The sequence below is a fragment of the Nocardia sp. NBC_01499 genome (genome assembly GCF_045040275.1).
Classification (GTDB): domain Bacteria; phylum Actinomycetota; class Actinomycetes; order Mycobacteriales; family Mycobacteriaceae; genus Nocardia.
Map to the genome: position 1 here is coordinate 5,261,544 of NZ_CP109426.1, position 19,307 is coordinate 5,280,850.

The 19,307-nt window shown below is 65.6% G+C and carries 25 protein-coding genes and 3 tRNA genes; 19 read left to right on the plus strand and 9 right to left on the minus strand.

The window, feature by feature from the left end; translation table 11 throughout:
* Positions 1-8 precede the first annotated feature (8 nt).
* Positions 9-842 (plus strand): hypothetical protein, encoded by an 834-nt coding sequence (locus OG203_RS24050; protein ID WP_405159533.1) that lies wholly within the window; start codon positions 9-11, stop codon positions 840-842.
* A 68-nt stretch (positions 843-910) separates the two neighbouring features.
* Here OG203_RS24050 and OG203_RS24055 read toward each other — a convergent pair whose 3' ends face one another.
* Entirely contained in the window at positions 911-1,582 is a 672-nt protein-coding gene (locus OG203_RS24055; protein ID WP_405159534.1) for a GntR family transcriptional regulator, read from the minus strand.
* Positions 1,583-1,806: 224 nt separating this feature from the next.
* On the opposite strand from OG203_RS24055, the gene OG203_RS24060 reads away from it, so the two are divergent.
* The 15 genes from OG203_RS24060 to OG203_RS24130 all read left to right on the plus strand — a co-directional run bounded on the left by OG203_RS24060 (position 1,807) and on the right by OG203_RS24130 (position 10,649).
* The gene (locus OG203_RS24060) at positions 1,807-2,262 is read left to right on the plus strand and encodes a hypothetical protein (protein WP_405159535.1); all 456 of its coding nucleotides are present in this window, start codon (positions 1,807-1,809) and stop codon (positions 2,260-2,262) included.
* Between the two features lie 2 nt (positions 2,263-2,264).
* Complete coding sequence (locus OG203_RS24065) at positions 2,265-2,549, plus strand: hypothetical protein (protein ID WP_405159536.1); 285 nt, start codon at positions 2,265-2,267, stop codon at positions 2,547-2,549.
* Complete coding sequence (locus OG203_RS24070; protein WP_405159537.1) at positions 2,549-3,349, plus strand: DUF2637 domain-containing protein; 801 nt, start codon at positions 2,549-2,551, stop codon at positions 3,347-3,349. Before OG203_RS24065 ends, OG203_RS24070 begins: the two co-directional genes overlap by 1 nt.
* A 1-nt stretch (position 3,350) precedes the next feature.
* Positions 3,351-3,671, plus strand: a complete 321-nt coding sequence (locus tag OG203_RS24075) for a hypothetical protein (protein ID WP_405159538.1) — start codon at positions 3,351-3,353, stop codon at positions 3,669-3,671.
* Positions 3,671-3,958 carry a hypothetical protein gene (locus OG203_RS24080; RefSeq protein WP_405159539.1) on the plus strand — a complete coding sequence of 96 codons (288 nt, stop codon included), beginning with the start codon at positions 3,671-3,673 and terminating at the stop codon, positions 3,956-3,958. Before OG203_RS24075 ends, OG203_RS24080 begins: the two co-directional genes overlap by 1 nt.
* Positions 3,958-4,176, plus strand: coding sequence for a hypothetical protein (locus OG203_RS24085; protein WP_405159540.1), 219 nt, complete (start codon positions 3,958-3,960; stop codon positions 4,174-4,176). Before OG203_RS24080 ends, OG203_RS24085 begins: the two co-directional genes overlap by 1 nt.
* Positions 4,176-5,480, plus strand: a complete 1,305-nt coding sequence (locus OG203_RS24090; protein WP_405159541.1) for an FtsK/SpoIIIE domain-containing protein — start codon at positions 4,176-4,178, stop codon at positions 5,478-5,480. The genes OG203_RS24085 and OG203_RS24090 overlap by 1 nt, the downstream gene beginning before the upstream one ends.
* Positions 5,477-5,710, plus strand: coding sequence for a hypothetical protein (locus OG203_RS24095; RefSeq protein WP_405159542.1), 234 nt, complete (start codon positions 5,477-5,479; stop codon positions 5,708-5,710). The genes OG203_RS24090 and OG203_RS24095 overlap by 4 nt, the downstream gene beginning before the upstream one ends.
* 5 nt (positions 5,711-5,715) lie before the next feature.
* The gene (locus tag OG203_RS24100) at positions 5,716-6,042 is read left to right on the plus strand and encodes a hypothetical protein (protein ID WP_405159543.1); all 327 of its coding nucleotides are present in this window, start codon (positions 5,716-5,718) and stop codon (positions 6,040-6,042) included.
* Positions 6,039-6,266: a hypothetical protein gene (locus tag OG203_RS24105; protein WP_405159544.1), complete on the plus strand. Its 228-nt coding sequence runs from the start codon at positions 6,039-6,041 to the stop codon at positions 6,264-6,266. The genes OG203_RS24100 and OG203_RS24105 overlap by 4 nt, the downstream gene beginning before the upstream one ends.
* A 198-nt stretch (positions 6,267-6,464) precedes the next feature.
* Positions 6,465-6,713: a hypothetical protein gene (locus OG203_RS24110; protein WP_405159545.1), complete on the plus strand. Its 249-nt coding sequence runs from the start codon at positions 6,465-6,467 to the stop codon at positions 6,711-6,713.
* Positions 6,713-7,342: a hypothetical protein gene (locus tag OG203_RS24115; RefSeq protein ID WP_405167986.1), complete on the plus strand. Its 630-nt coding sequence runs from the start codon at positions 6,713-6,715 to the stop codon at positions 7,340-7,342. The genes OG203_RS24110 and OG203_RS24115 overlap by 1 nt, the downstream gene beginning before the upstream one ends.
* Complete coding sequence (locus OG203_RS24120; protein WP_405159546.1) at positions 7,342-9,033, plus strand: replication initiator; 1,692 nt, start codon at positions 7,342-7,344, stop codon at positions 9,031-9,033. Before OG203_RS24115 ends, OG203_RS24120 begins: the two co-directional genes overlap by 1 nt.
* A gap of 9 nt (positions 9,034-9,042) precedes the next feature.
* The gene (locus OG203_RS24125; protein ID WP_405159547.1) at positions 9,043-9,273 is read left to right on the plus strand and encodes a helix-turn-helix transcriptional regulator; all 231 of its coding nucleotides are present in this window, start codon (positions 9,043-9,045) and stop codon (positions 9,271-9,273) included.
* Complete coding sequence (locus OG203_RS24130; RefSeq protein WP_405159548.1) at positions 9,273-10,649, plus strand: hypothetical protein; 1,377 nt, start codon at positions 9,273-9,275, stop codon at positions 10,647-10,649. The genes OG203_RS24125 and OG203_RS24130 overlap by 1 nt, the downstream gene beginning before the upstream one ends.
* A 45-nt stretch (positions 10,650-10,694) precedes the next feature.
* On the opposite strand, the gene OG203_RS24135 is transcribed toward OG203_RS24130, so the two are convergent.
* From OG203_RS24135 to OG203_RS24145, 3 genes are all read right to left on the minus strand, one after another.
* Positions 10,695-10,767: transfer RNA gene (locus OG203_RS24135), tRNA-Arg, on the minus strand.
* A gap of 35 nt (positions 10,768-10,802) precedes the next feature.
* A tRNA-Ser gene (locus tag OG203_RS24140) sits at positions 10,803-10,892 on the minus strand.
* Between the two features lie 92 nt (positions 10,893-10,984).
* A complete protein-coding gene (locus tag OG203_RS24145; protein ID WP_405159549.1) occupies positions 10,985-11,710 on the minus strand; it encodes a dienelactone hydrolase family protein in 726 nt (241 codons plus the stop codon).
* Positions 11,711-11,827: 117 nt separating this feature from the next.
* Between OG203_RS24145 and hisC the strand changes: the two genes are divergently transcribed.
* Positions 11,828-12,907, plus strand: a complete 1,080-nt coding sequence (gene hisC, locus OG203_RS24150; protein ID WP_405159550.1) for a histidinol-phosphate transaminase — start codon at positions 11,828-11,830, stop codon at positions 12,905-12,907.
* Between the two features lie 78 nt (positions 12,908-12,985).
* On the opposite strand, the gene OG203_RS24155 is transcribed toward hisC, so the two are convergent.
* Complete coding sequence (locus OG203_RS24155) at positions 12,986-14,062, minus strand: alpha/beta hydrolase (RefSeq protein ID WP_405159551.1); 1,077 nt, start codon at positions 14,060-14,062, stop codon at positions 12,986-12,988.
* 763 nt (positions 14,063-14,825) lie between these two features.
* On the opposite strand from OG203_RS24155, the gene OG203_RS24160 reads away from it, so the two are divergent.
* Entirely contained in the window at positions 14,826-15,911 is a 1,086-nt protein-coding gene (locus OG203_RS24160) for a nitric oxide synthase oxygenase (RefSeq protein WP_405167987.1), read from the plus strand.
* A 28-nt stretch (positions 15,912-15,939) separates the two neighbouring features.
* Here the strand turns inward: OG203_RS24160 and OG203_RS24165 are convergent, their stop codons facing one another.
* The 4 genes from OG203_RS24165 to OG203_RS24180 form a co-directional block, all read right to left on the minus strand.
* A complete protein-coding gene (locus OG203_RS24165) occupies positions 15,940-16,752 on the minus strand; it encodes a hypothetical protein (protein ID WP_405159552.1) in 813 nt (270 codons plus the stop codon).
* Between the two features lie 223 nt (positions 16,753-16,975).
* Entirely contained in the window at positions 16,976-17,410 is a 435-nt protein-coding gene (locus tag OG203_RS24170) for a hypothetical protein (RefSeq protein ID WP_405159553.1), read from the minus strand.
* A 94-nt stretch (positions 17,411-17,504) separates the two neighbouring features.
* Positions 17,505-17,589, minus strand: a tRNA-Ser gene (locus OG203_RS24175).
* A gap of 24 nt (positions 17,590-17,613) precedes the next feature.
* Positions 17,614-18,114: a MarR family winged helix-turn-helix transcriptional regulator gene (locus OG203_RS24180; protein ID WP_405159554.1), complete on the minus strand. Its 501-nt coding sequence runs from the start codon at positions 18,112-18,114 to the stop codon at positions 17,614-17,616.
* 183 nt (positions 18,115-18,297) lie between these two features.
* Here OG203_RS24180 and OG203_RS24185 point away from each other — a divergent pair, with 183 nt between their 5' ends.
* Positions 18,298-19,284 carry an NAD(P)H-quinone oxidoreductase gene (locus OG203_RS24185; RefSeq protein ID WP_405159555.1) on the plus strand — a complete coding sequence of 329 codons (987 nt, stop codon included), beginning with the start codon at positions 18,298-18,300 and terminating at the stop codon, positions 19,282-19,284.
* The last annotated feature ends 23 nt before the right edge of the window (positions 19,285-19,307 follow it).

Sequence of the window (19,307 nt, forward strand, 5' to 3'; positions counted from 1 at the left end):
TCGAGCCCATGACTGGGCTGACGCTGACGACCGAGCGACGCACGGAGCTTGCTGCTCTGCTGGAGGATGAGCAGCGGCTTCGGCTGGAGTATCCGAAGGTCGCGGAGTACCTCGATACTGCTCCGATGTTGCCGGGGACGGATGATGCCGCTGCGGATGCGGCGTTCGATCTGCGGTTGGTGCACTACATGACTGGTGGCGAGTCGGAGTCGGGGAATCCGTACTGGGACATCGTCGGGCCGTCTGTTGGCGACGCCGATGGACGGCGGGTCGTCAACGGAGGCCGGCAGAAGGGAAGTGCACGGCTTGCGTTTGCGCAGACGATCCTGCAAGCGGCGTACGCCTACGCAGTGCCCTCGCCGGAAACGATCGACTGGATGACACAGTTCAGCCGCGGGCGACAGGTGTTCGAACTTGGTGCTGGACGCGGGTACTGGGCTGGGCAACTGGCCGCCCAAGGCGTAGACGTCACGGCCTTCGACGTAGAGCCACCGGACAGTACGACGAATGTGTCGTTTCCGGGCGCGGCGGGACAGCTGGACGTATGGCACCCGGTCTCAGGACTGGAGACGTTCGAGGCTGAACTCACCGGTGACGGGGTGCTGTTTCTGTGCTGGCCGCCGGGGTGGGGCGAATCGATGGCATCGCGGGCGCTGTTGGAATTCGAAGCGAGGGGCGGCAGTCGGCTGGTCTTCATCGGCGAACCGAAAGGCGGGAAGACTGGCGATGACGCCTTCTTCGACCGCCTCGGAGAGCGGTGGGTGCTGGAATCAGAAGATGCGCAGCATGTTTCGTGGTGGAACCTCGCCGATGTAGCGCAAGGCTGGGTTCTCAAGCTGTAGCGATCCTGTTCCGCCTGGTCGGTTCCGAAGGTAATGGCCGACCAGGCGCGAAGCAGGTTCGTGAACGATCAGGGTTGTGCGTCGAGCGCCATCCTGAACACGAATGCGTCGTAGCGGTCCTTCGGGTAGGACACGTCCGAGATCATGAGAACGCGGCCGTCGTTCGCGAGAAACCGTTGGTGGACGGTCTTTACGAGCCCGCCTGAGGGGACGCCCAGCCATTCGGCGTGTGCTGGCACCGGGGGACGGTCCGCGACGGTCTCTTCCAAGATATCGGCCGCGGCTACATCCACCTCGGGCAGTTGGTAGGTGTCGGAGATGGAGATCGGCCGGCCTCCCTCCGTAGCCCTCGTGACCACGTACGTCACCCCGTCACCCGGAGCGATGCCGAGGGACTCTGCGAGTTCGGCGTTGGCCTGGATCTGAGAGGTGTCACGCTCGATCTGGACTTCGTCGCTCGACTCGTTGCCAAAGGTGACTTCGGGGTCCTCCATCTGACGCTCTGGGGAGACACGAACCAGGGTCGGCCGATCAGCGACGAACGTCCCGCGCCGCTCGACTGTGTAGACGAGTCCTTGGCGCAGCAACAAATCCACCACCCGTCGAATGACGATTTCGGACACGCCGTGTCGTTTGGCCAGCTCAGAGTAGCTCCGTAGCTGCGTCCCCGGACGGAGCACACCGCTGCGAATGTCCCGTGCAATCTCGCCCGCGATGGAAACGTAGGCCGGTTCTGACATGGGCTCAGTCCTCCGAGTCGTGCCGTTCGTTGTTGACAACGATATTCAGTATACACAGTTGCGTATACGCAAAGCCATAGCGTACACGCACCGCGATGCAGCAAATCCCCACGTCAAGCCCCATTCTCGCGCTGTGTATACGCAAACCCTTGTGTGTATACACAACTGCGGATACGCTGTTGTGTATACACAGGCAGAGGTACTGCCGGACAAGGGAGAAGAAAATGGCTTTGAAGGATGTGTGGTTCACGCCGGAGTTTCATGAGGCGTTCCCCAGGGGCTTGTTCCTGCTGGGTGAGATTTCGCCGGTGACGGAGTTCAGCAGCGATCGCAACGCGCCCAAGATCCAGAAGCAGGAGCTGGATGCCGATGGCAACGGGACTGGCCGGCGGTTGTGGAAGGGGACGGTTACCGACCCGGATGCGGCGAACGCGAGGAACGCCAGTTTCGACGTGATCTTCGCGTCGCCGGTGCAGCCGGTGCCTGCGGTGGCCGAGATTGTGCCCGGCATGACTCCAATTGAGTTGGAGGGCTTGCAGATCAAGCCGAAGGTTGCGGGTTCGGGTGAATTCAAGAGCATCGGCTGGAACATCCGTGCGACCGGCATTAAGGGAGACAACTCCGGGTCGAAGCAGGCTCCGGCTGATCCGGGTGCGTCGCGCCCGTCTAAGGCCGCGTAGTCATGACCGACGATCGGACTCCCGCTGAGCACATGGCCGATGTCGCGTCGAGCACGCTGGATCGGTTGGACCGGATCTGCTTGGAGTTGGAGGTGCTGTCTAGCCAGTTGGGGATGTTGGGCGGGTTCGCGCTCGAATATCCCGACCTGGGAGTGGACGGCAATTACCTCCTCGCGGCGAGTGACGGAGCGGTGCGGATGCTACTGCGGGACACCCCGGAAGAGATTCGGACGCTGGCGTCGCGGCTGCCGATTCGGGGCCTCGAGTTCGGCTGCGAGGCACGCTGATGAGTGCGGCGGATCAGTCGGCGGGGATGCGTTGGGCGCGCTGGTCCGCCGTGGTCATCATCGTGATCATCGGGGCGGCTGCGTTCGTACTGTCCTTCGCTGCGTTGCGCGATCTGGCGATTCTTGCCAACACTCCGAAGCGGTGGGCGTGGCTGTTCCCGGTGATCGTGGACGGCACCATCATTCAGGCCACGGTGTCGGCTCTGGTACTGGCGAAGTCCCCGGAGCGACGTTGGTTCCTGTGGGTGCTCGGCACCGGAGCCATGGTCTCGATCGCAGGCAACTCGCTACACGCGGTCGCGGCCGGCCGAATCCTGCCGTGGTGGGCCTCAGCCCTGGTCGCGGCGATCGCCCCGATATCCCTGCTGGTCGACACCCATGGGCTGGCGGTGTTGTTCCGTGCCGCACAACACGATTCGGCCCCGGCGCCGGAATTGATGCCTGAACCGATCCCGGAACCGGCCTCCGAGCCAATTGCCGTTCCGGTCTCGCAAGAGGCCCCTAATCGTTCCGTTTCTCGGCGTCGTGCGGTGTCTCCGCGGCGCGATCCGGCCAAAGTGGCTCGGGCTGCCGCGCTGCGCGCCGAGGGCAAGACCTACGCCGAAATCGGTAAGGCGCTTGATGTTTCGCCTCGCACCGCAGCGAACTACGCGTCCAAACCCAAATCTGCCACTACGGCGGCCGAGTCTCGCCCGCCGACTCCGGCTGCTGCCTCGGTGGCGTCGGTGCAATCCATTCACTCTTCGCGACCCGCGCAGCAACAGTTGCTGCCGATCGCTGTCCCGGTTGGGGGTAACTGACATGTCCTTCATGAGCGTATCCACGAGTTCTGTCGACACCGACGGCGTCAAGGTCGGATATCGCCCGTCCCGCCCGTATGAGGGCTTCGGCGGTGGATCGATACCAGCTTCGGTTGATATCGATCTGACTGGTTCAGGGCAAGCGTGGCTGAACCTGTCCATCGCTGATGCTCAGTCGGTTCTGGTGAATCTGCCCGCGGTGTTGGCCGAACATGCTGCGGCGCATGGTGATCCGGAAATGGCTGCCGCGTTGGTGATGATGGCTCGTCATCTGCGCTCGCTGAATGACGCGGCCGTGGCTGATGTGAAGGCGGTGGCGTGATGTCCACGACTACCAAATTCGCTGTCCACCCGCCGTTCTTGGTGGCCGTGCTGGGTGTGCCTGCGGTCGCGATCATGGCGACAGCGGTGCTGCTGACCGCTGGCCGTTCTCCGGCGCCGGTGTCCTATCAGGCGAGCCCTCGCCCGGACGGGTGCGTGATGTTCTGCGAGGACGTCCCGAAGGCGTCGTTCCGTGACGCCAACTGCCCTGATGGGCCGCCGTTGATCGGGTTCACCCTGTGGGAGTGCAAGCCCATCGAGACCCCGAAGCCGAAGGGGACACGGTGATGAGTACTCCGATCATCGGCGGGTTGCGGCACGTGAAATACGTTGCGGCGTCACCGTTCCAATCCGTTGAGTCCGCGGCTCGGATGTCGTTCCTGGTCGGCGGCACCGAAGTCCGGCTGTCCATCGAGGATGCCCGCGTGTTGTCGGAGGTGCTGCCGAACGTGCTCGCTGAGCATTCGGTGTCGCTGTCGTTCGAGCCGTTGCGGGGGTTGGTGTGATGCTGGCTGATCTCGCTGTTCTCGGAGGTGGCGCGGTCCTGGGCGGGGGTGGGTTGTGGTGGCTGCGTTCGCGTGGTGCCGGTACCCGGCCGGCCACTGCTGCCGACATCGCCGCAGCTGCTCCGCTCGAATTGCGTACCGCTGTCTCGGTTCTGGCCGATCCGCTGCAAACGAATCTGATGTTCGCCGCGCTGGATCTGGGTTCGGTGCAGGGCGGGTTCCCCAAGCTCGAACGCTACGACTACTCCCGCTCCGGCCTCGAGGTCGACGTACTGATGCTCGGCGGCCAGTCACTCAAGGACTGGTCCGATGACGAGACGTTGAACCAGTTCGCTACCTACCTGGGGGTGCCGAAGGTGACAGCGTCGTCACCGGGGCCGTCCTGGGTCCGTCTTCAGGTGCGGGTGTTCGACACCCTCGCTGCCCCGGCAACGATGCCGGGCGCGGTTCACAACGTGGTGGACCTGGAGGCGGTCCCGGTCGGGATCACCGAGGACTACGACACCTGGCGGCTCAAGGTCCTCTACTCCCACATCCTGCTGGCCGGTGCCACGGGTTCGGGGAAGGGCTCGGTGATCTGGTCGATCCTGGCCGGTCTCGGTGTGGCGATCCTCGCCGGTTTGGTGGACGTGCGGCTGGCTGATCCGAAGGGTGGTGCGGAGTTCGGGCGTGGTGAGGACCGGTTGTTCACCCGCTTCGCTGTCGATACCGACTCGATCCTGGGGATGCTCAAAGAAACTGTCGCGGAGATGGATGAGCGGCTGGTCCGGATGCGTCGTGCCGGGCTGCGCAAGCTCGTGCCCACCACCGATGAGCCGCTGATCCTGGTCATCATCGATGAGGCTGCCTCGCTGTCGTCCTATGCCGATCGTGCTCAGCAGGAGGAGTTCCGTCAGCAGACCGGACTGCTGCTGTCCAAGGGCCGTGCGGCTGGGGTGTCGGTGATCGCGGCGTTGCAGGACCCGTCGAAAGAGACGATGCCCAACCGGCAGCTGTTCCCGACCCGGATCGGGCTGCGCCTGGACGAGCCGAACCAGACCGCCATGGTCCACGGCCAGGGTGCACGGGATCGTGGTGCGCGCTGCGACGAGATCAACGAACACACACCCGGTGTCGGCTACGTCGGAGAAGACGGCACGACCGGGTTCGTGCGGGTGCGGGCGTTCTGGGTCAACGACGACGCTGCCGACGCGATCGTGGACGAGTTCTCCCCGGCGCCGGAAATCACCGGTCCTACAGCCGATTACAGCGGTTTCGACCCGGATGACCTCGGCGACGAAGGCGTGGATGGGGTGGCGGCATGACCAGCATGCGCGACATCCCGGAACGCCCGGCAGTGGGCCTGCGCTTGAACGGGTCGGCGACGTTCGTCAATGACCTGCTGGCGGCGCTGGAAGCCCTCGGGTTCGACCTGACCGTGGAGAGCAACTATCTGGCTCGCCACACCCACCGCGAGGTACGCGTCTATGCCTCGATCGCCCCGCGTTCGCTGCGTCCGTTGCGGTGGCTTCCTACCGATTCCGAAGGGCGGTGAGCACCATGAAGCGAGGGTTCGTGACCGAAGCTCATGTGGTCGTCTACTGCGACATGTGCGGGGACGTTTATACCGAAAACACTGGCGAATCAATCTGTTTCGACACTGTGCAGCAGGCCGTGGACTACATCCAGCTCCGTGCGGCCGGTGTCGGCTGGATCTATGACGGTGACCGGATCTGGTGCGACGGCTGCATCGCCGCCGATCACTGCGACCGCAACGGCCACCAATTCCCCGACACCTGGCAGGCCACCAAACGCCTGCTCGGCATCTCCACTCGCCTGCGCACCTGCATCGTGTGCGGCATCCCCGAAATCGAGGCCATGCCATGACCATTCACTTCATCGATGACCTCGCTGACGGCTTCGATCGTGACGACATCGACGCCGCCACCCACCTGCGTTCGGTACGGCGCTGCCACCTCGAACGCCGCGGCTTGGACTCGGTCACTATCGCCATCCACCTGCTCGCCGAAACCGGTGAAGCTCCCGGCTGGGACGACGCCCTGGACCAGGCCGACGACGCCGATGATTCCGATTGGGACTGGGCAGCATGAATACCACTGCGGGGCCGCTGTGCTGCGGCACACCGATGGCTATCGAACGAGTCAGCGTGTGGCCTGACGGGGAGGTCATGCACTGCTACGAGTGCGGGCACTGGGAGCCCTGGGAGTCAGACGACCCGCACTACTGCGGCGACCCGGAGTGCGAACGCTGCGGCACCTGGCCGCGTCCTGACGGCGGGAAACGCTCCGATGGGTGCTGATTCCGCCCGGACATCGGTGCAGTGGGGCGTGCTGATCGGTCACGCGGTGCGCCCGCTGCCCAAGGCCCGCAACGTCACCGACGCCGTCCTCTACGTGTGCAACCTCAAGGCCCGCAGGAAGGCGAAAACCGCGGTCGTGTACCGGGATTCCGATACCGAGACGTGGCGCAAATGGATCGATGAAACCCCGGTGCCGACCCAACTGGCACTGGACTTGTACGACAAGGAGACCTCGTGATGGCCCCGAAAACCACTGACACACACAAAGACCCGGCTGAGGTCGTCCTCGAAGCCCTCCTCATGCTGATCTGGCACACCCTGAAACTGGCTGTGGTGATGGTGTGGTGGGCGCTGTTGTTCCCCATGGTCTCGATCCCGATCGGGCTGGCTGTCGTGGCCGGCCTTTTCCTCGGCTGGCCGTGGGCGGTCGTGGTGGTCGTGGTGTTCATCGCGGGGATGGTGCTCTGGCGCCGTAGGAGTCCGGAGACCTTCGAGCGGTGGCTCACCGGCCGCGCCCGTGCCCGGTTCCTGTTCTGGTGGCGCTACCGCCTGCGCTGGGACAAGCGACTAGACGCCTGCAAACTCACCCTGCCCGGTCCCGCGTCGACGGTCGTTCCGCGGCTTGCCTCGGTCGAGATCGGTCCCAGCGTGGACCGGATACGGGTGCGGATGCTCGACGGTCAATGTCCCGCCGACTACGAAAACCGCGTCGAGCGCCTGGCCCACACCTTCGAAGCCCTGGAATGCCGCGCCACCGTCATCGGCCCCGGCGTGATCGAGCTGGTGTTCCGCTACGCCGATGTCCTGGCCGAACCGATCCAAGTGCCCTCCCTCGACGCCGCTCGCTTCCGGAAGGACGCCGCCTGATGACCGACACCACCACCGAACCCAAGAACGGGGGGACAGCGGCTCAGCGCCGCGCCCTACCCAACCTCTACGAGGTCGCCCAAGCCGCGGCCGATCAGTACCAGGTGTGCAAACGCCCGATCGCGATGCGGGTAGAAGACCCTCGTACGGGCACGGTCACCTACGAAGGTTCGCCGTGTAAGTCCACCATCGAATCGGTGTGCCCCGCCTGCGCCAAGGCCAATCGTCTGCTTCGGATCGCCCAGTGCCGCGAGGGCTGGCACGCTGCGACCGAACCTGTCGAGCCGTCCAGTGACCCGACCGACGTTCAGGTCGAATTGCTCACCGCCCGAGCTGATCTCGTCGCCCAATACCGGCAAGCCGTCGCTGAGGGTGATGAGGAGCTAGCGGCCGGCATCGTAGAGGTGATCCGGGACCTCGACGTCGAGCTGCGAGAAACGGGGCTGCGTGGTCGTCTCCCGGCCCTGGACGCCACTAGCAAGGACCGGCGTCGACGCTCCACTCGTCGCCGCCAGGACGTGCCGGATCTGCCACGGCGCAAGGTCGCCAAACGCACGGTCGGCGCTCCGATCGGTGGTCACTTGTCCTCGATGTTCGTCACGCTCACCATGCCCGGCTACGGCAAGATCCATGCGGACGGCGCGGTCAACGATAAGGGGCAAGCCTGCTCGGATGGGTCCCCGGTCGACCCGGACAGCTACGACTATCCCAGTGCCGCACGCGATATCGTGTTCTTCTCCCGGCTGGTCGATCGCTGGATTCAGAACCTGCGCCGCTGCGTCGGCTACGACGTGCAGTACTTCGCCACCGTGGAACCGCAACGTCGGGGTGCCCCGCACCTGCACATCCTGATCCGGGGTGTTATCTCCCGCGAGATTCTCAAGCAGGTCACCGCGGCTACCTATCACCAGGTGTGGTGGCCTCGCTTCGATGCCGAGAACCAGGTCTACGGCGGCAAGCACCTGCCGGTGTGGGATCACAAGAAGGCCACCTTCGTAGACCCGGAAACCGTTCGGGCGCTGACGTATTGGGATGACGCTCTGGACATCCTCGACGCTGTCGATGACCTCGAGCCTGCGCATACAGTGCGGTTCGGGTCGCAGATGGACCGCAAGCAGATCACCGGTATCGCGGCCGGGACAGAAAAGGCCGGCCGGACCATCGGCTACGTCACCAAATACCTGGTCAAGTCCATCGCCGAAATCGTCGAACCGCAATCCGACCGTGCCGCAGAGCACTACGACCGGCTGCACGCCCAGTTGCAGCACACCCCGTGCTCGCCCCGGTGCGCGGTCTGGCTGAAATACGGCATCGTCCCCCAGGGCGCCAGCGACAAAACCGTGCCAGGTCGCTGCCGGGGCAAAGCACACCGCCGCGACACCTTGGGCTTGCCGGGTCGGCGGGTCCTGGTTTCGCGCAAGTGGTCCGGCAAGACCCTCCCGGATCACAAGCAAGACCGTGTCGAGTTCGTTCGGCAACTGCTCGCCGACGCCGGAATCACCAAGCCCGACACCTCGCACCTGCGCGTGACACCGGTCGAACCGGGCGACAAGTCCCGGCCCTTGCGTGAGCACCTGATCATGGGCGCGATCGCCAAACGCACCACCTGGCGCGCGGAATTACTGAAAGCCCAGATAGCGGCCGGTCCACCACAGCCGCCAGAAACTTCGGCAACTCGGCAAGCAGCGTAGGAGGCGATCATGAGCAATTCAGTAGGTTCGGTGAACGCAGCGGGCGAACTATCGGGTTTGTGCTGGCTGACTCGCGCGGAGGTCGCTGCACGGACGCGCTTCTCGGTGAAGACGCTGGCAAATTGGGCTGTCGAGGTACCGCCGAAGGGGCCACGCTTCGTGAAGGTCGGTGGGAAGTGCCGCTACCGCGAGACTGACGTCATCGCCTGGCAAGACGCCCAGTACCAGGCAGCTGCCTGATGAGTACCCGTGGTGGCAGACCAGAAATGCCGTTGGGCGATCTTGGCGATATCAGCTACACCGCCATCAAGAAGAACGGCAAGATCGTGGGTTATCGCGCCCGAGGTCGTTGGCGTCGCCCCTCGGACGGCGTAATTCTCCAGCGAGAGAAGACCGGCACGAGCAAGGCAGCGGCCAAAGCAGCGCTGAAGAACTACATCAAGGAGCTGAACGAGCAGGTCGGCGGCGGCAGCAACCTCATTACCCCGGACACGAAGATCCCGGATCTGGCCGATCTCTGGCTGAAGGAATGTGAGGCCGACGACGGTATCGACACTTACACGGTGAATCGGTATCGAGAGGAGATCGAGCCGTCGACACCGCGTCTGCGAAAGGACGGCACGCCGGATGCCAGGTACAAGCCCGGCACACTGCGGGTGAAGATCGTTTTCGCGAACCTGTCGGTGAAGGATCTCACCGCACCTCGCTACGACCAGCACGAGAAGGCGATCCTGGCTGCTGGATTCAAGCAGAAGGCGCGGTTTCATCGGGTGATCGTGTCCGGGATGATGGACCTGGCGATTCGTCATGGTGCGATCAAGCCCGGTGATCATCCCGTCTCCGGGACAAAGCCCATCCGACGCGATCGAACCAACCCGGTATCGCTCAAACAGGATCAGCTGGAAGGGCTGCGCGCCCAGTTGCGCACATGGCTACGCGGGGAAGCCATTCCGGGTACACCTGCCTACACCCATGGACCGGCGCGTGATCCTGACATTGTCCGGATCGGTGACTTGATGCTGGGTTCCGGTGCACGCCCCAGTGAAGCCCTGGGGTTCCGCAAATGCGATGTCCATCGTCCGAAGCGGCCCGGCGAACGGTGGACCATCGACATCTTCGGCACCGTCAAACAGGGCGGCAAAGGGGTAGGCGCTTTTCGCCAAGCACACACGAAAACCGGAGACGATGGGAAACGTTCGGCAGTCCTTCCGGGTTTCGCGGTGACGGTGCTGATCGAGATGGGTGCCGAGGACTGGGGCGAGGACGACGAATCGCCGATCTTCCCGTCTCGTGCAGGCACCTGGCGCAGTCCGGCGAACTTTCGTAGAACGTGGCGCGATGCCCGCGGCGAGACCTACGCGTGGGTGGTACCGAAGACGTTCCGCAAGACGGTGGCGACGGTGATCACCCGCGAATACGGTGTCGGTCAGGCGGGCTTGCAGCTGGGACATCGGCGCGGTTCGAAGGTGACCGAGGAGAGCTACGTCGAGCGGGAGCTGCTGGTGCCCGACTCGACGCCGGCCTTGGAACGGTTCGCCGGTGAGCATCCAACTGCGGGGAAAGTGCGGGATGACGGCGAAATTGCGCCCGCTCTCGGCGACGCCGATGTTGCATGAAATGACGAAAGCCCTGGCAGTTGGATCGCCAGGGCTTTCATCTTGTGCGGCTGAAGGGATTCGAACCCCTAACCTTCTGATCCGTAGTCAGATGCTCTATCCGTTGAGCTACAGCCGCATGGTCATTCAGTTGTGTACCGGTTTCCCGGGTTGTGGCGGAGGCGAGAGGATTTGAACCTCCGGTCCCCGTGAAGGGACAACTCATTAGCAGTGAGTCCCATTCGGCCGCTCTGGCACGCCTCCTGGAGCCTTCTCTTTCGAGGGCACCGGTCCTTTCGAACCGCCGAGCATGAAGATTACAGTAGCCGTTGTCCAGATCGCAAAACGGCTGGTTATCAGCGTAAGTTGCTGTCGAACCAGTCGAAAATCCGGGTATGTGAGTCGACGAGACCGTACTCGTCTTCGATGGCCGGATGGTCGGCTCGATGACGCAGGCCCGGGTAGCTGATGACCAGGCTCGCCACGGCGGCACGGCCGGTCGCGTCGCGCAGCCGCTCGACCTCGACGGGCGGGGTGGCCGGGTCGTCGGCGCCGAACAGGCCGAGCCATGGCGCCTGCAGGTGCGGGGCCACCCGGACGAGGGCGTCGGCCTGCTCGGTGAGTGGCTCGATGATGCCGGGTGCCGCGACGCTGACCGCCGCGCCGACCGGGCGGTTGGTGGCGACCAGGAACGCGGCGGTGCCAGCGGAGTCGAAGCCGAGCACCCCGATGGTGTCGGGAAAGACGCCGTGCCGGGTCAGCCAGTCGAAGCAGGCGTCGAAGTCGTCGAAGAGTTCGTCGCCGAACACCGCCCGGACCGGGTCGCGGCTGGTCCGATGGAACAGATTGGGCGCGACGACCGTCCAGCCCTCGGAGGCGAGCGCGCTCATCAGGGCGAGCAGCGCGCCGGTGAACTCGCGGGATTCGTGCAGCATCACGATCCCGCCGCGGGCGTTGCCCTCGGGTTCGACCACGATGATGGGCACCTGGGTATCGGCGGCCCGGCGTTTCGCGTCGGTCTCGAGTTCGGGCGACAGCTCGTCGCAGCGTAAAGGGGCAAGATCGTTGTAGGTGCCCGACATGAAACCAGCGTAGGGCGACTTCGTGATCTTCGGTAGAAATTGCTGTTGGGGGCCTATCCGCCGCAGAAATTCCGGTACGCGATCCATGCTTTGTGACGCGCCACCTATGGTTGGTGTGTGACAGCGTCAACCCGGCCGGACCTCGACTCGATTCCGGCGTATGTCCCCGGCCGCGACCATCCCGGCGCGGTCAAGCTGGCCAGCAACGAGACCACCTTCGGTCCGCTGCCCGCCGCCGCCAAGGCCATCGCCGAGGCGGCCGAGCTGGCGAACCGGTATCCGGACAACCAGGCCGTCGAATTGCGCAACGCGCTCGCCGACTTCCTCGGCGTCACCCAGGCGAACGTCGCGGTCGGCTGCGGCAGCGTCGCGCTGTGCCAGGAACTGGTGCAGATCACCTGCGACGCGCCGACCGACGAGGTGCTGTTCGCCTGGCGCTCGTTCGAGGCGTATCCGATCGTCACCAAGGTCGGCAACGCGACCGCCGTTCAGGTGCCGCTCACCCCGGACTACGCGCACGACCTCGACGCGCTGGCCGCGGCGGTCACCGAGCGGACCAAGCTGATCTTCGTCTGCAACCCGAACAACCCGACCGGCACCGCGCTCGGCAAGGCCGAGCTGACCCGCTTCCTCGACGCGGTGCCCGAACGGGTGCTGATCGTGCTCGATGAGGCGTACTTCGAGTACATGCGGCTCGCGACCGAGGACTACCCGGACGGCATCGAGCTCGGTCGCACCCGGCCGAATGTCGTTGTGCTGCGCACCTTCTCGAAGGCCTACGGGCTGGCCGGGCTGCGCGCCGGTTACGCGGTGGGCGATCCGGCTGTGATAACGGCGCTGATGAAGGTGCACATCCCGTTCAGCGTCAACCGGATCGCGCAGGCCGCGGCGATCGCCTCGCTGGACGCGCGGCACGAATTGCTCGACCGCACACACACTCTCGTGATCGAACGGGACCGCGTGCGCGACGCGCTGCTGGCGGCGGGCTATCAGGTGCCGCCGAGCGAGACCAACTTCGTCTGGCTGCCACTCGGCGAGCGCAGCGCCGAGTTCGGCGAGGCGAGCGCGGAGGCGGGCGTGCTGGTGCGTCCCTATGGCGCCGACGGGGTGCGGGTCACCACCGGCGACCCGCACGAGAACGATCTGTTCCTGAGCTTCGCCACCGATCCCGCTGTGCTCGAACGCTTCTCGATCTAGCCGCGAGGGCCGAGCGATCTAGCCGCGGACGCCGAGCGATTCAGCGCCGAGCGATCTAGCCGCCGAGCGCCGTGGGATCTAGCCGCGGGTGCCGAGGGCGCCAGCGATGACCGGCCACGACTGGACCAACTCGTCGGCCCAATAGGGCCACGAGTGGGTTCCGGTCGCCCGGAAGTCCGCGGTCACCGGGATGCCGAGGGCGTGCAGTCGATCGGTGAGCCGACGTGTGCAGGCATTGGTCGCGGCCTCGAGCGGGCCGCCGAAGCTGATGGCGGTCGGCACGTCGACGTCCGGTTCGCCCGGCACGTCGTGGATGCCTGGCACACCGCTGCCGACGGACATGTAGATCGTCTTGCCGCGCAGCGCTTCCGCGTGCAGCGTCACGTCATGGTCGAGCCAGGCCGGGTCGTCCTGCGGGCCGAACATGTTGTCCGGCTCGCCCTGATAGGTGGCGATCACGGCCCTTGCCTGTGCCTGGCCGAGGTCGGTGCCCATGGAGAAGCAGCCGCTGTGCGCCGCGATCGCCGTGTACAGCTGCGGGTGCCGGATGGACAGCATCATCGCGGCCTCGGCGCCCATGGAGACACCCATCACGGCGTTGCGCCCGTTGCCCTTGAACTTGGCGTCGATCAGCGGCGGCAGCTCGCGGGCCAGGAAGGTGTCCCACATGTTCGTGCCGAGTACCGGATCGGGCTTCTTCCAGTCGGTGTAGAAGCTGGCCGGGCCGCCGACGGTCAGCACGACGTTGACGTCTTTGTCCTCGAAGAAGCGGTCCGCGTGACCCTGGTCGGTCCAGTTGTTGCTGGTCGGGTTCGCGCTGCGACCGTCGAGCATGTAGACGGTCGGCCGCGGTTTCGACGTGTCCCTCGGCAGCAGCACCTGCACCTCGACGGTGCGGCTCATGGCGGGCGAGTCGACGAAGACGCGCAGCCACCGATCGTTGATCGGTTCGATGTGGTCGATCGCCGGTTTCGCGGGTCGGTCCGTGGTCGGCTCGGCCGGGCCTGGGCCGTCGGAGGAGCCGGTGCTTGGTTTGGAAGGGTCCGAGGGTGTCGCCGACGACTGGGGAGCGCCGAACACCACAGCACCGGAAACCAGTGCCGCGCTGACCAAGACGCCGGAAACCCAGCGCCGCACCCCACGCCGAGACAGCATGCGACCCATCCTGCCAGAAATGCGGAGATCAACCGTTCAGCAATAGCGGGTCGTCATCAGGTGTGACCAGCACCACGTTTGGTCTGTAATTCGCCGCTGCCAGTGCCGTTGCACTCCAGCCGAGCTGGATACCGCGAATGCGATCGCCGAGTGGACAAAACGAGTTCGTCACCGATGTAGCCGAGATCACCAATAAGCCGACCGACCGGCACGCGCGGCCCTGCCGATCTTGTGCGGCGCGATATCGATGGCCGTTCCGCGCGCAGCAAACCCCGGCTACCCGAACCATATTCGTCGTCAATGGGACTCGACGACACCCGATTTCAGTCCGCGACTTGGGCCAACCCAGCAAATCCAGCAAATCTGGGCACACTGCCAGCACACCCGCCGTACGCTACTCTCCGGGCCTTTTCCGGGCATGAACAAGGACGAGCATGATCGTGGATCCGCACCATCGGCACCAAGGTCACCTCGCTGCGCGTATGCACAGCAAGCAGACCGGCCGCTCGGTACGGAGTCGGGACAGACCCGGCGCAATCGCACTCATCGTCGAGCCGAAGCTATTTCGCGGCATTACAGTGCCGACCCGCTCGCGCGGCCCCCCGCCGAGTGCCGGTGTCGGCCGTGCGCCTGCGCGAATTCTCCCGCTCGAACTCGTCTGTTTCACCGCAGTACCTATGCCCGACCGGAGAAAACCGTGAATCCTGTGTTACCTGTTCCACCGTTCGAAAACTCACCTGACACAAAGCCTTTCAGCACCGACCTGAAACGTCGGCTACGCGAGTGCGATGAATTCTTCCGCATGCCGGAATTGGCACACCTGTCGTCCCAGCGCCGCCGCACCGCGCTGGAGCAACTCGAACAAACCGGCGGCTACCTGCAGACCGCTGAGGAGATCCTGATCGGAGCCAAGCTCGCGTGGCGTAATCACGCCCGCTGCGTCGGCCGAAAACATTGGCGCTCACTGAAATTGCTCGACGCGCGGCGGGTGCGGTCCGCACGCGAGCTTGCCGAGGTCTGCTGGCAGCATCTGCAAATGGCAACCAATGGCGGCGCCATTCAATCGTTGATCACCGTCGGGCCGCCGCGACAGGCCGACGGGCGTGAATTCCGGGTCGTCAGCCCGCAGCTCATCCGATACGCGGGATATCGCAACGGCGACGGCTCGGTCATCGGCGACGCGGCCAATGTGGCGCTCACCGAATTCGCCATGAAGCTCGGATGGCGCGGTGCCAGAACACCATTCGACATTCTGCCGCTACTGATCAGCACGCCGGACGAGCCGATCCGCTGGTTCGATGTGCCACCGGAGCTGGCCCGCGAGGTGGAGCTGGAGCATCCGGAGTTCGAGTGGTTCGCCGGACTCGGCCTGCGCTGGCACGCGTTGCCCGCGGTCTCCAACATGAACCTCGAAGTCGGCGGCGTCACTTACCCGTTCGCGCCGTTCAACGGCTGGTACATGGGCGCGGAGATCGGCGCACGCAATCTCAGCGACACCAATCGCTACAACATGCTGCCGCTGATCGCCGAGATGATGTGCCTCGACACGCGATCCGAGCGCACGCTGTGGCGCGACTCGGCCCTGGTCGAACTCAACCGCGCGGTGCTGCACAGCTTCCGTAAGGCGGGGGTGTACATCGTCGACCACCACACGGTGGCCAAACAGTTCTGCGATCACGTCAAACGGGAGGAGACCGCGGGGCGCACCTGCCCCACCGACTGGAGTTGGATCAATCCGCCGATCTCCTCGGGTCTGACGCCGACGTTCCATCGGTATTACGACCCGCCGGATCTCGATATCCGCCCCAACTTCGTCCGCCGGGATTTCAGCGGAGACGCGCAGGACTGAGGCGGTTGCCGCCGTAGCTAGCGCGTCTTCACGATAGCCGCCTGCGCAGGATCCACCAGACGACCAGGGCGGCAAGCACCGCGGCTCCGGCGATTGCGGCGGGCTGTCGGCGGGCCACAGCCGCAGCCTGCCTGCCGTATTCGGCGACCGGCTCGGGCGTCGCGGCCTCGACCTTGTCGGCCAGCTCACGCGTCTGCGCCTTGGCCTGCTCGGTCTTCTCCTCGAGCACCTGCTTGGCCTGGGCCGCTGATCGGCTCGCGGATTCCTTCGCCTGTGCGGCCTGCTCGCGCGCGGCCGCCGCTGCCTCGGCCGCGTCGCGGCTGGTGGCTTCCGTCGCTTCGGCCGCCTTACGGCTCGCGGAGTCCTTGGCCTCGGCGGCGATCTGGCTCGCGGATTCCTTTGTCTCCGCGGCCTTCTGGCTCGCGGATTCCTTTGTCTCCGCGGCCTTCTGGCTCACGGATTCCTTTGTCTCCGCAGCCTTCTGACTCGCGGCCTGCTTGGTCGCGGCAGCCTTCTTGCTTGCGGCCGCCTTGGTCTCGGCCGTTGTCCGGCTCGCAACTTCTTTTGCCTGCCCGGCCTTCTCGGCGGCGGCTTCGGTTGTCTCAGTGGCCGTTTCCCGCGCAGAGTCGACGGCCTTGCGTACTTTCTCGCGCCCGGCATCCGCAGTATCGTTCGGTTTGTCCGCCGCCCGGCCCTTGTCGATCGACTCCGAAACCGGTTGCCCGAGTTGCTCTCTGGCCTCGCCACGATCCGCGCGCAGCGCCTCCTCGTCGATCGGCCCGCGCACGATCGGCTTGTCGGCATCGGTCCTGTCGTCGGCGCGATGTTCCTCGTCGCTCATCGGCGTCTCCCGTCCTTGATGGTTTCGATGTCACGCTCGACGCATGGGGAGCCCGACATCGCCCAGTCGACGGCCGGTTACCCGACGTCGCGAGCGACAAACTCGCCGATTGCCAGCAGCGCGGCTGTTTTCAGCAAGCGGCGAGCGCCGACGAGGGGCGCGAGGGTCGGCGATGGACACCGCCGGAGCCCGCGCCGCTCGTCGTGGCGGTCAGCCAGGGAGGCTAGCTCCCGAAGCTACCGGTCGGCGGCTTCGGGGCGGCGGGGGTGACGACGATGTCGACTCCATCACCCAACTCGTATCCGCCCGCGGAGCTGGTGTCGGCGCACCCGCCCCGTGCCGTGATGGTGGAGCCCGGCTCGAGACCGGTCAGCGAGGTCTTGATCGTCTGATTGGGCTGGGCCAGCGATTCCAGCTTGCCCTCGCCGAAGAAGACGTGGTTCTTGTCGGGGCCGACGCCGGCCTCCGCCCAGCACTGGCCCCGGTCGTTCGGGTTGTGCAGCGTCGCCGTCACCGTGCCCGGTGCGGTGACCTCGAAGGTGACATCGGGGGCCCGGAACGGCGAGGCCGCGAGGGCGGGGGCTGCGGTAAAGGGGGCGAACGTCACGGCCGTAGCGGACGCGGCCAGCAGGATGGCTCCATGGATTCGTCTTTTCATCACACGACCGGATCCTGCCCGGTAAAGCGTTCGAACACAACGGGTTCCGTTGCTCGCCAACCGCAGAATCAGCCTCGACCTGCGGTCTTCTCAGCGGAGACGGAGGGATTTGAACCCCCGGTCGATCTCTCGACGCTCGCTTTCAAGGCGAGTGCATTCGGCCGCTCTGCCACGTCTCCAGAATCACGATGGTAGCGGACGGCTCAGGCGGGGCGCGTGCCGATTTCCTCATCGACGCGAGCGAAGACTTCGGCGATGACCTCTAGCTGGTGCGCAGTGAGCAGGTCGACGAAGTCGCGGCGGACGGCTTCGACGTGGCCGGGAGCTGCGGCTTCGAGGCGGCGCTGACCTTCCTCGGTGAGCTCGGCGAGGACGCCGCGGCCGTCTTCGAGGCAGGTGTTGCGGCGCACCATGCGCTCGGCTTCCAGGCGCCGGATCTGGTGGGTGAGGCGGCTGCGGGAGGAGAGCACGCCGTCGGCCAGTTCGCTCATCCGCAGGGCGCGGCCCGGGGCTTCGGACAGCAGAACCAGGATGCGGTATTCGGCGACGCTCAGGTCGCTGTCGCGCTGTAGCTGACGGTTCAGCGCGGTCATCAGGCGCTGGTGCCCATCCATGTAGGCCCGCCAGGCCCGCTGCTGCGCCGGGGTGAGCCACCTCGGTTCGGCCGCCACGGGACTGCTCGGTTCGGGATGCACGGTGCTCATTCTATGTCGGTCTCAACTGCGGAAATTCCCTGTGGGGAAAGAAGTATCACTCAGCGGAAGGCGGCGGGCCCGGATTGGGCAAGACGCTCGCGAGGGCGCGCTGTGTCTTCGGCGCGCTCGCCGACACGCGCCCGCGAGGGCCCCGCGGCGCACGGCGGGATGGGCGGGAGCACTATGGAGCTCGTGCGAGCAATCAAGCTGAATGGTTCCGGCGGGCCCGAGGCGATGGTGTTGGCGGACGCGCCAGATCCGGTGCCCGGACATGGTGAGGTGCTGATCGAGGTGGCGGCCGCCGGGGTGAACCGGGCCGACACGATGCAACGCCAAGGGCTTTATCCGCCACCGCCGGGTGCCAGCGAGATCATCGGCCTCGAGGTGTCCGGTGTCATCGCCGAACTCGGTGACGGCGTGCGCGACTGGCAGGTCGGCGATCGGGTCTGCGCGCTGCTGTCCGGCGGTGGGTACGCCGAGAAGGTGGTCGCGCCCGCGACGCAGCTGCTGCCGGTACCGGCGGGCCTTGATCTCGGCGCGGCCGCCGGGTTGCCCGAGGTGGCCGCGACGGTGTGGTCGAACCTGGTGATGACGGCGGGGCTGCGGTCGGGCCAGCTGCTGTTGATCCATGGAGGCGGCAGCGGCATCGGCACGCATGCCATCCAGGTGGCGCGCAGCCTCGGCGCGCGGGTCGCGGTCACCGCTGGCTCGGCCGACAAGCTGGCGCGGTGCAAGGACCTCGGCGCGAGCGTGCTGATCAACTACCGGGAGGACGATTTCGTCGCCGCGGTGCAGGCCGAGGGCGGCGCCGACGTCATCCTGGACAACATGGGCGCGGCCTACCTGTCCCGCAATGTCGACGCACTGGCGAATTTCGGGCGCCTGGCGATCATCGGCATGCAGGGCGGCGTCAACGGCGAGCTGAATGTCGCTGCGCTGCTGCGCAAGTGGGGCACCGTGCACGCCACCAACGTGCGCAACCGGCCGGTCACCGGCCACGGCAGCAAGGCCGAGATCATCGCGGAAGTGCGCGGTAACCTGTGGCCGCTGGTCGCCGACGGCAGCATTGTGCCGGTCATCCACGCTGAGGTGCCGATCGCCGAGGCAAGCGAGGCCCATCGCCTACTGGAATCCAGCGAGGCCTTCGGCAAAGTTGTTCTGCGAGTGCGGGATCTCTGACCCGAACACCGTAAACCCCTGCG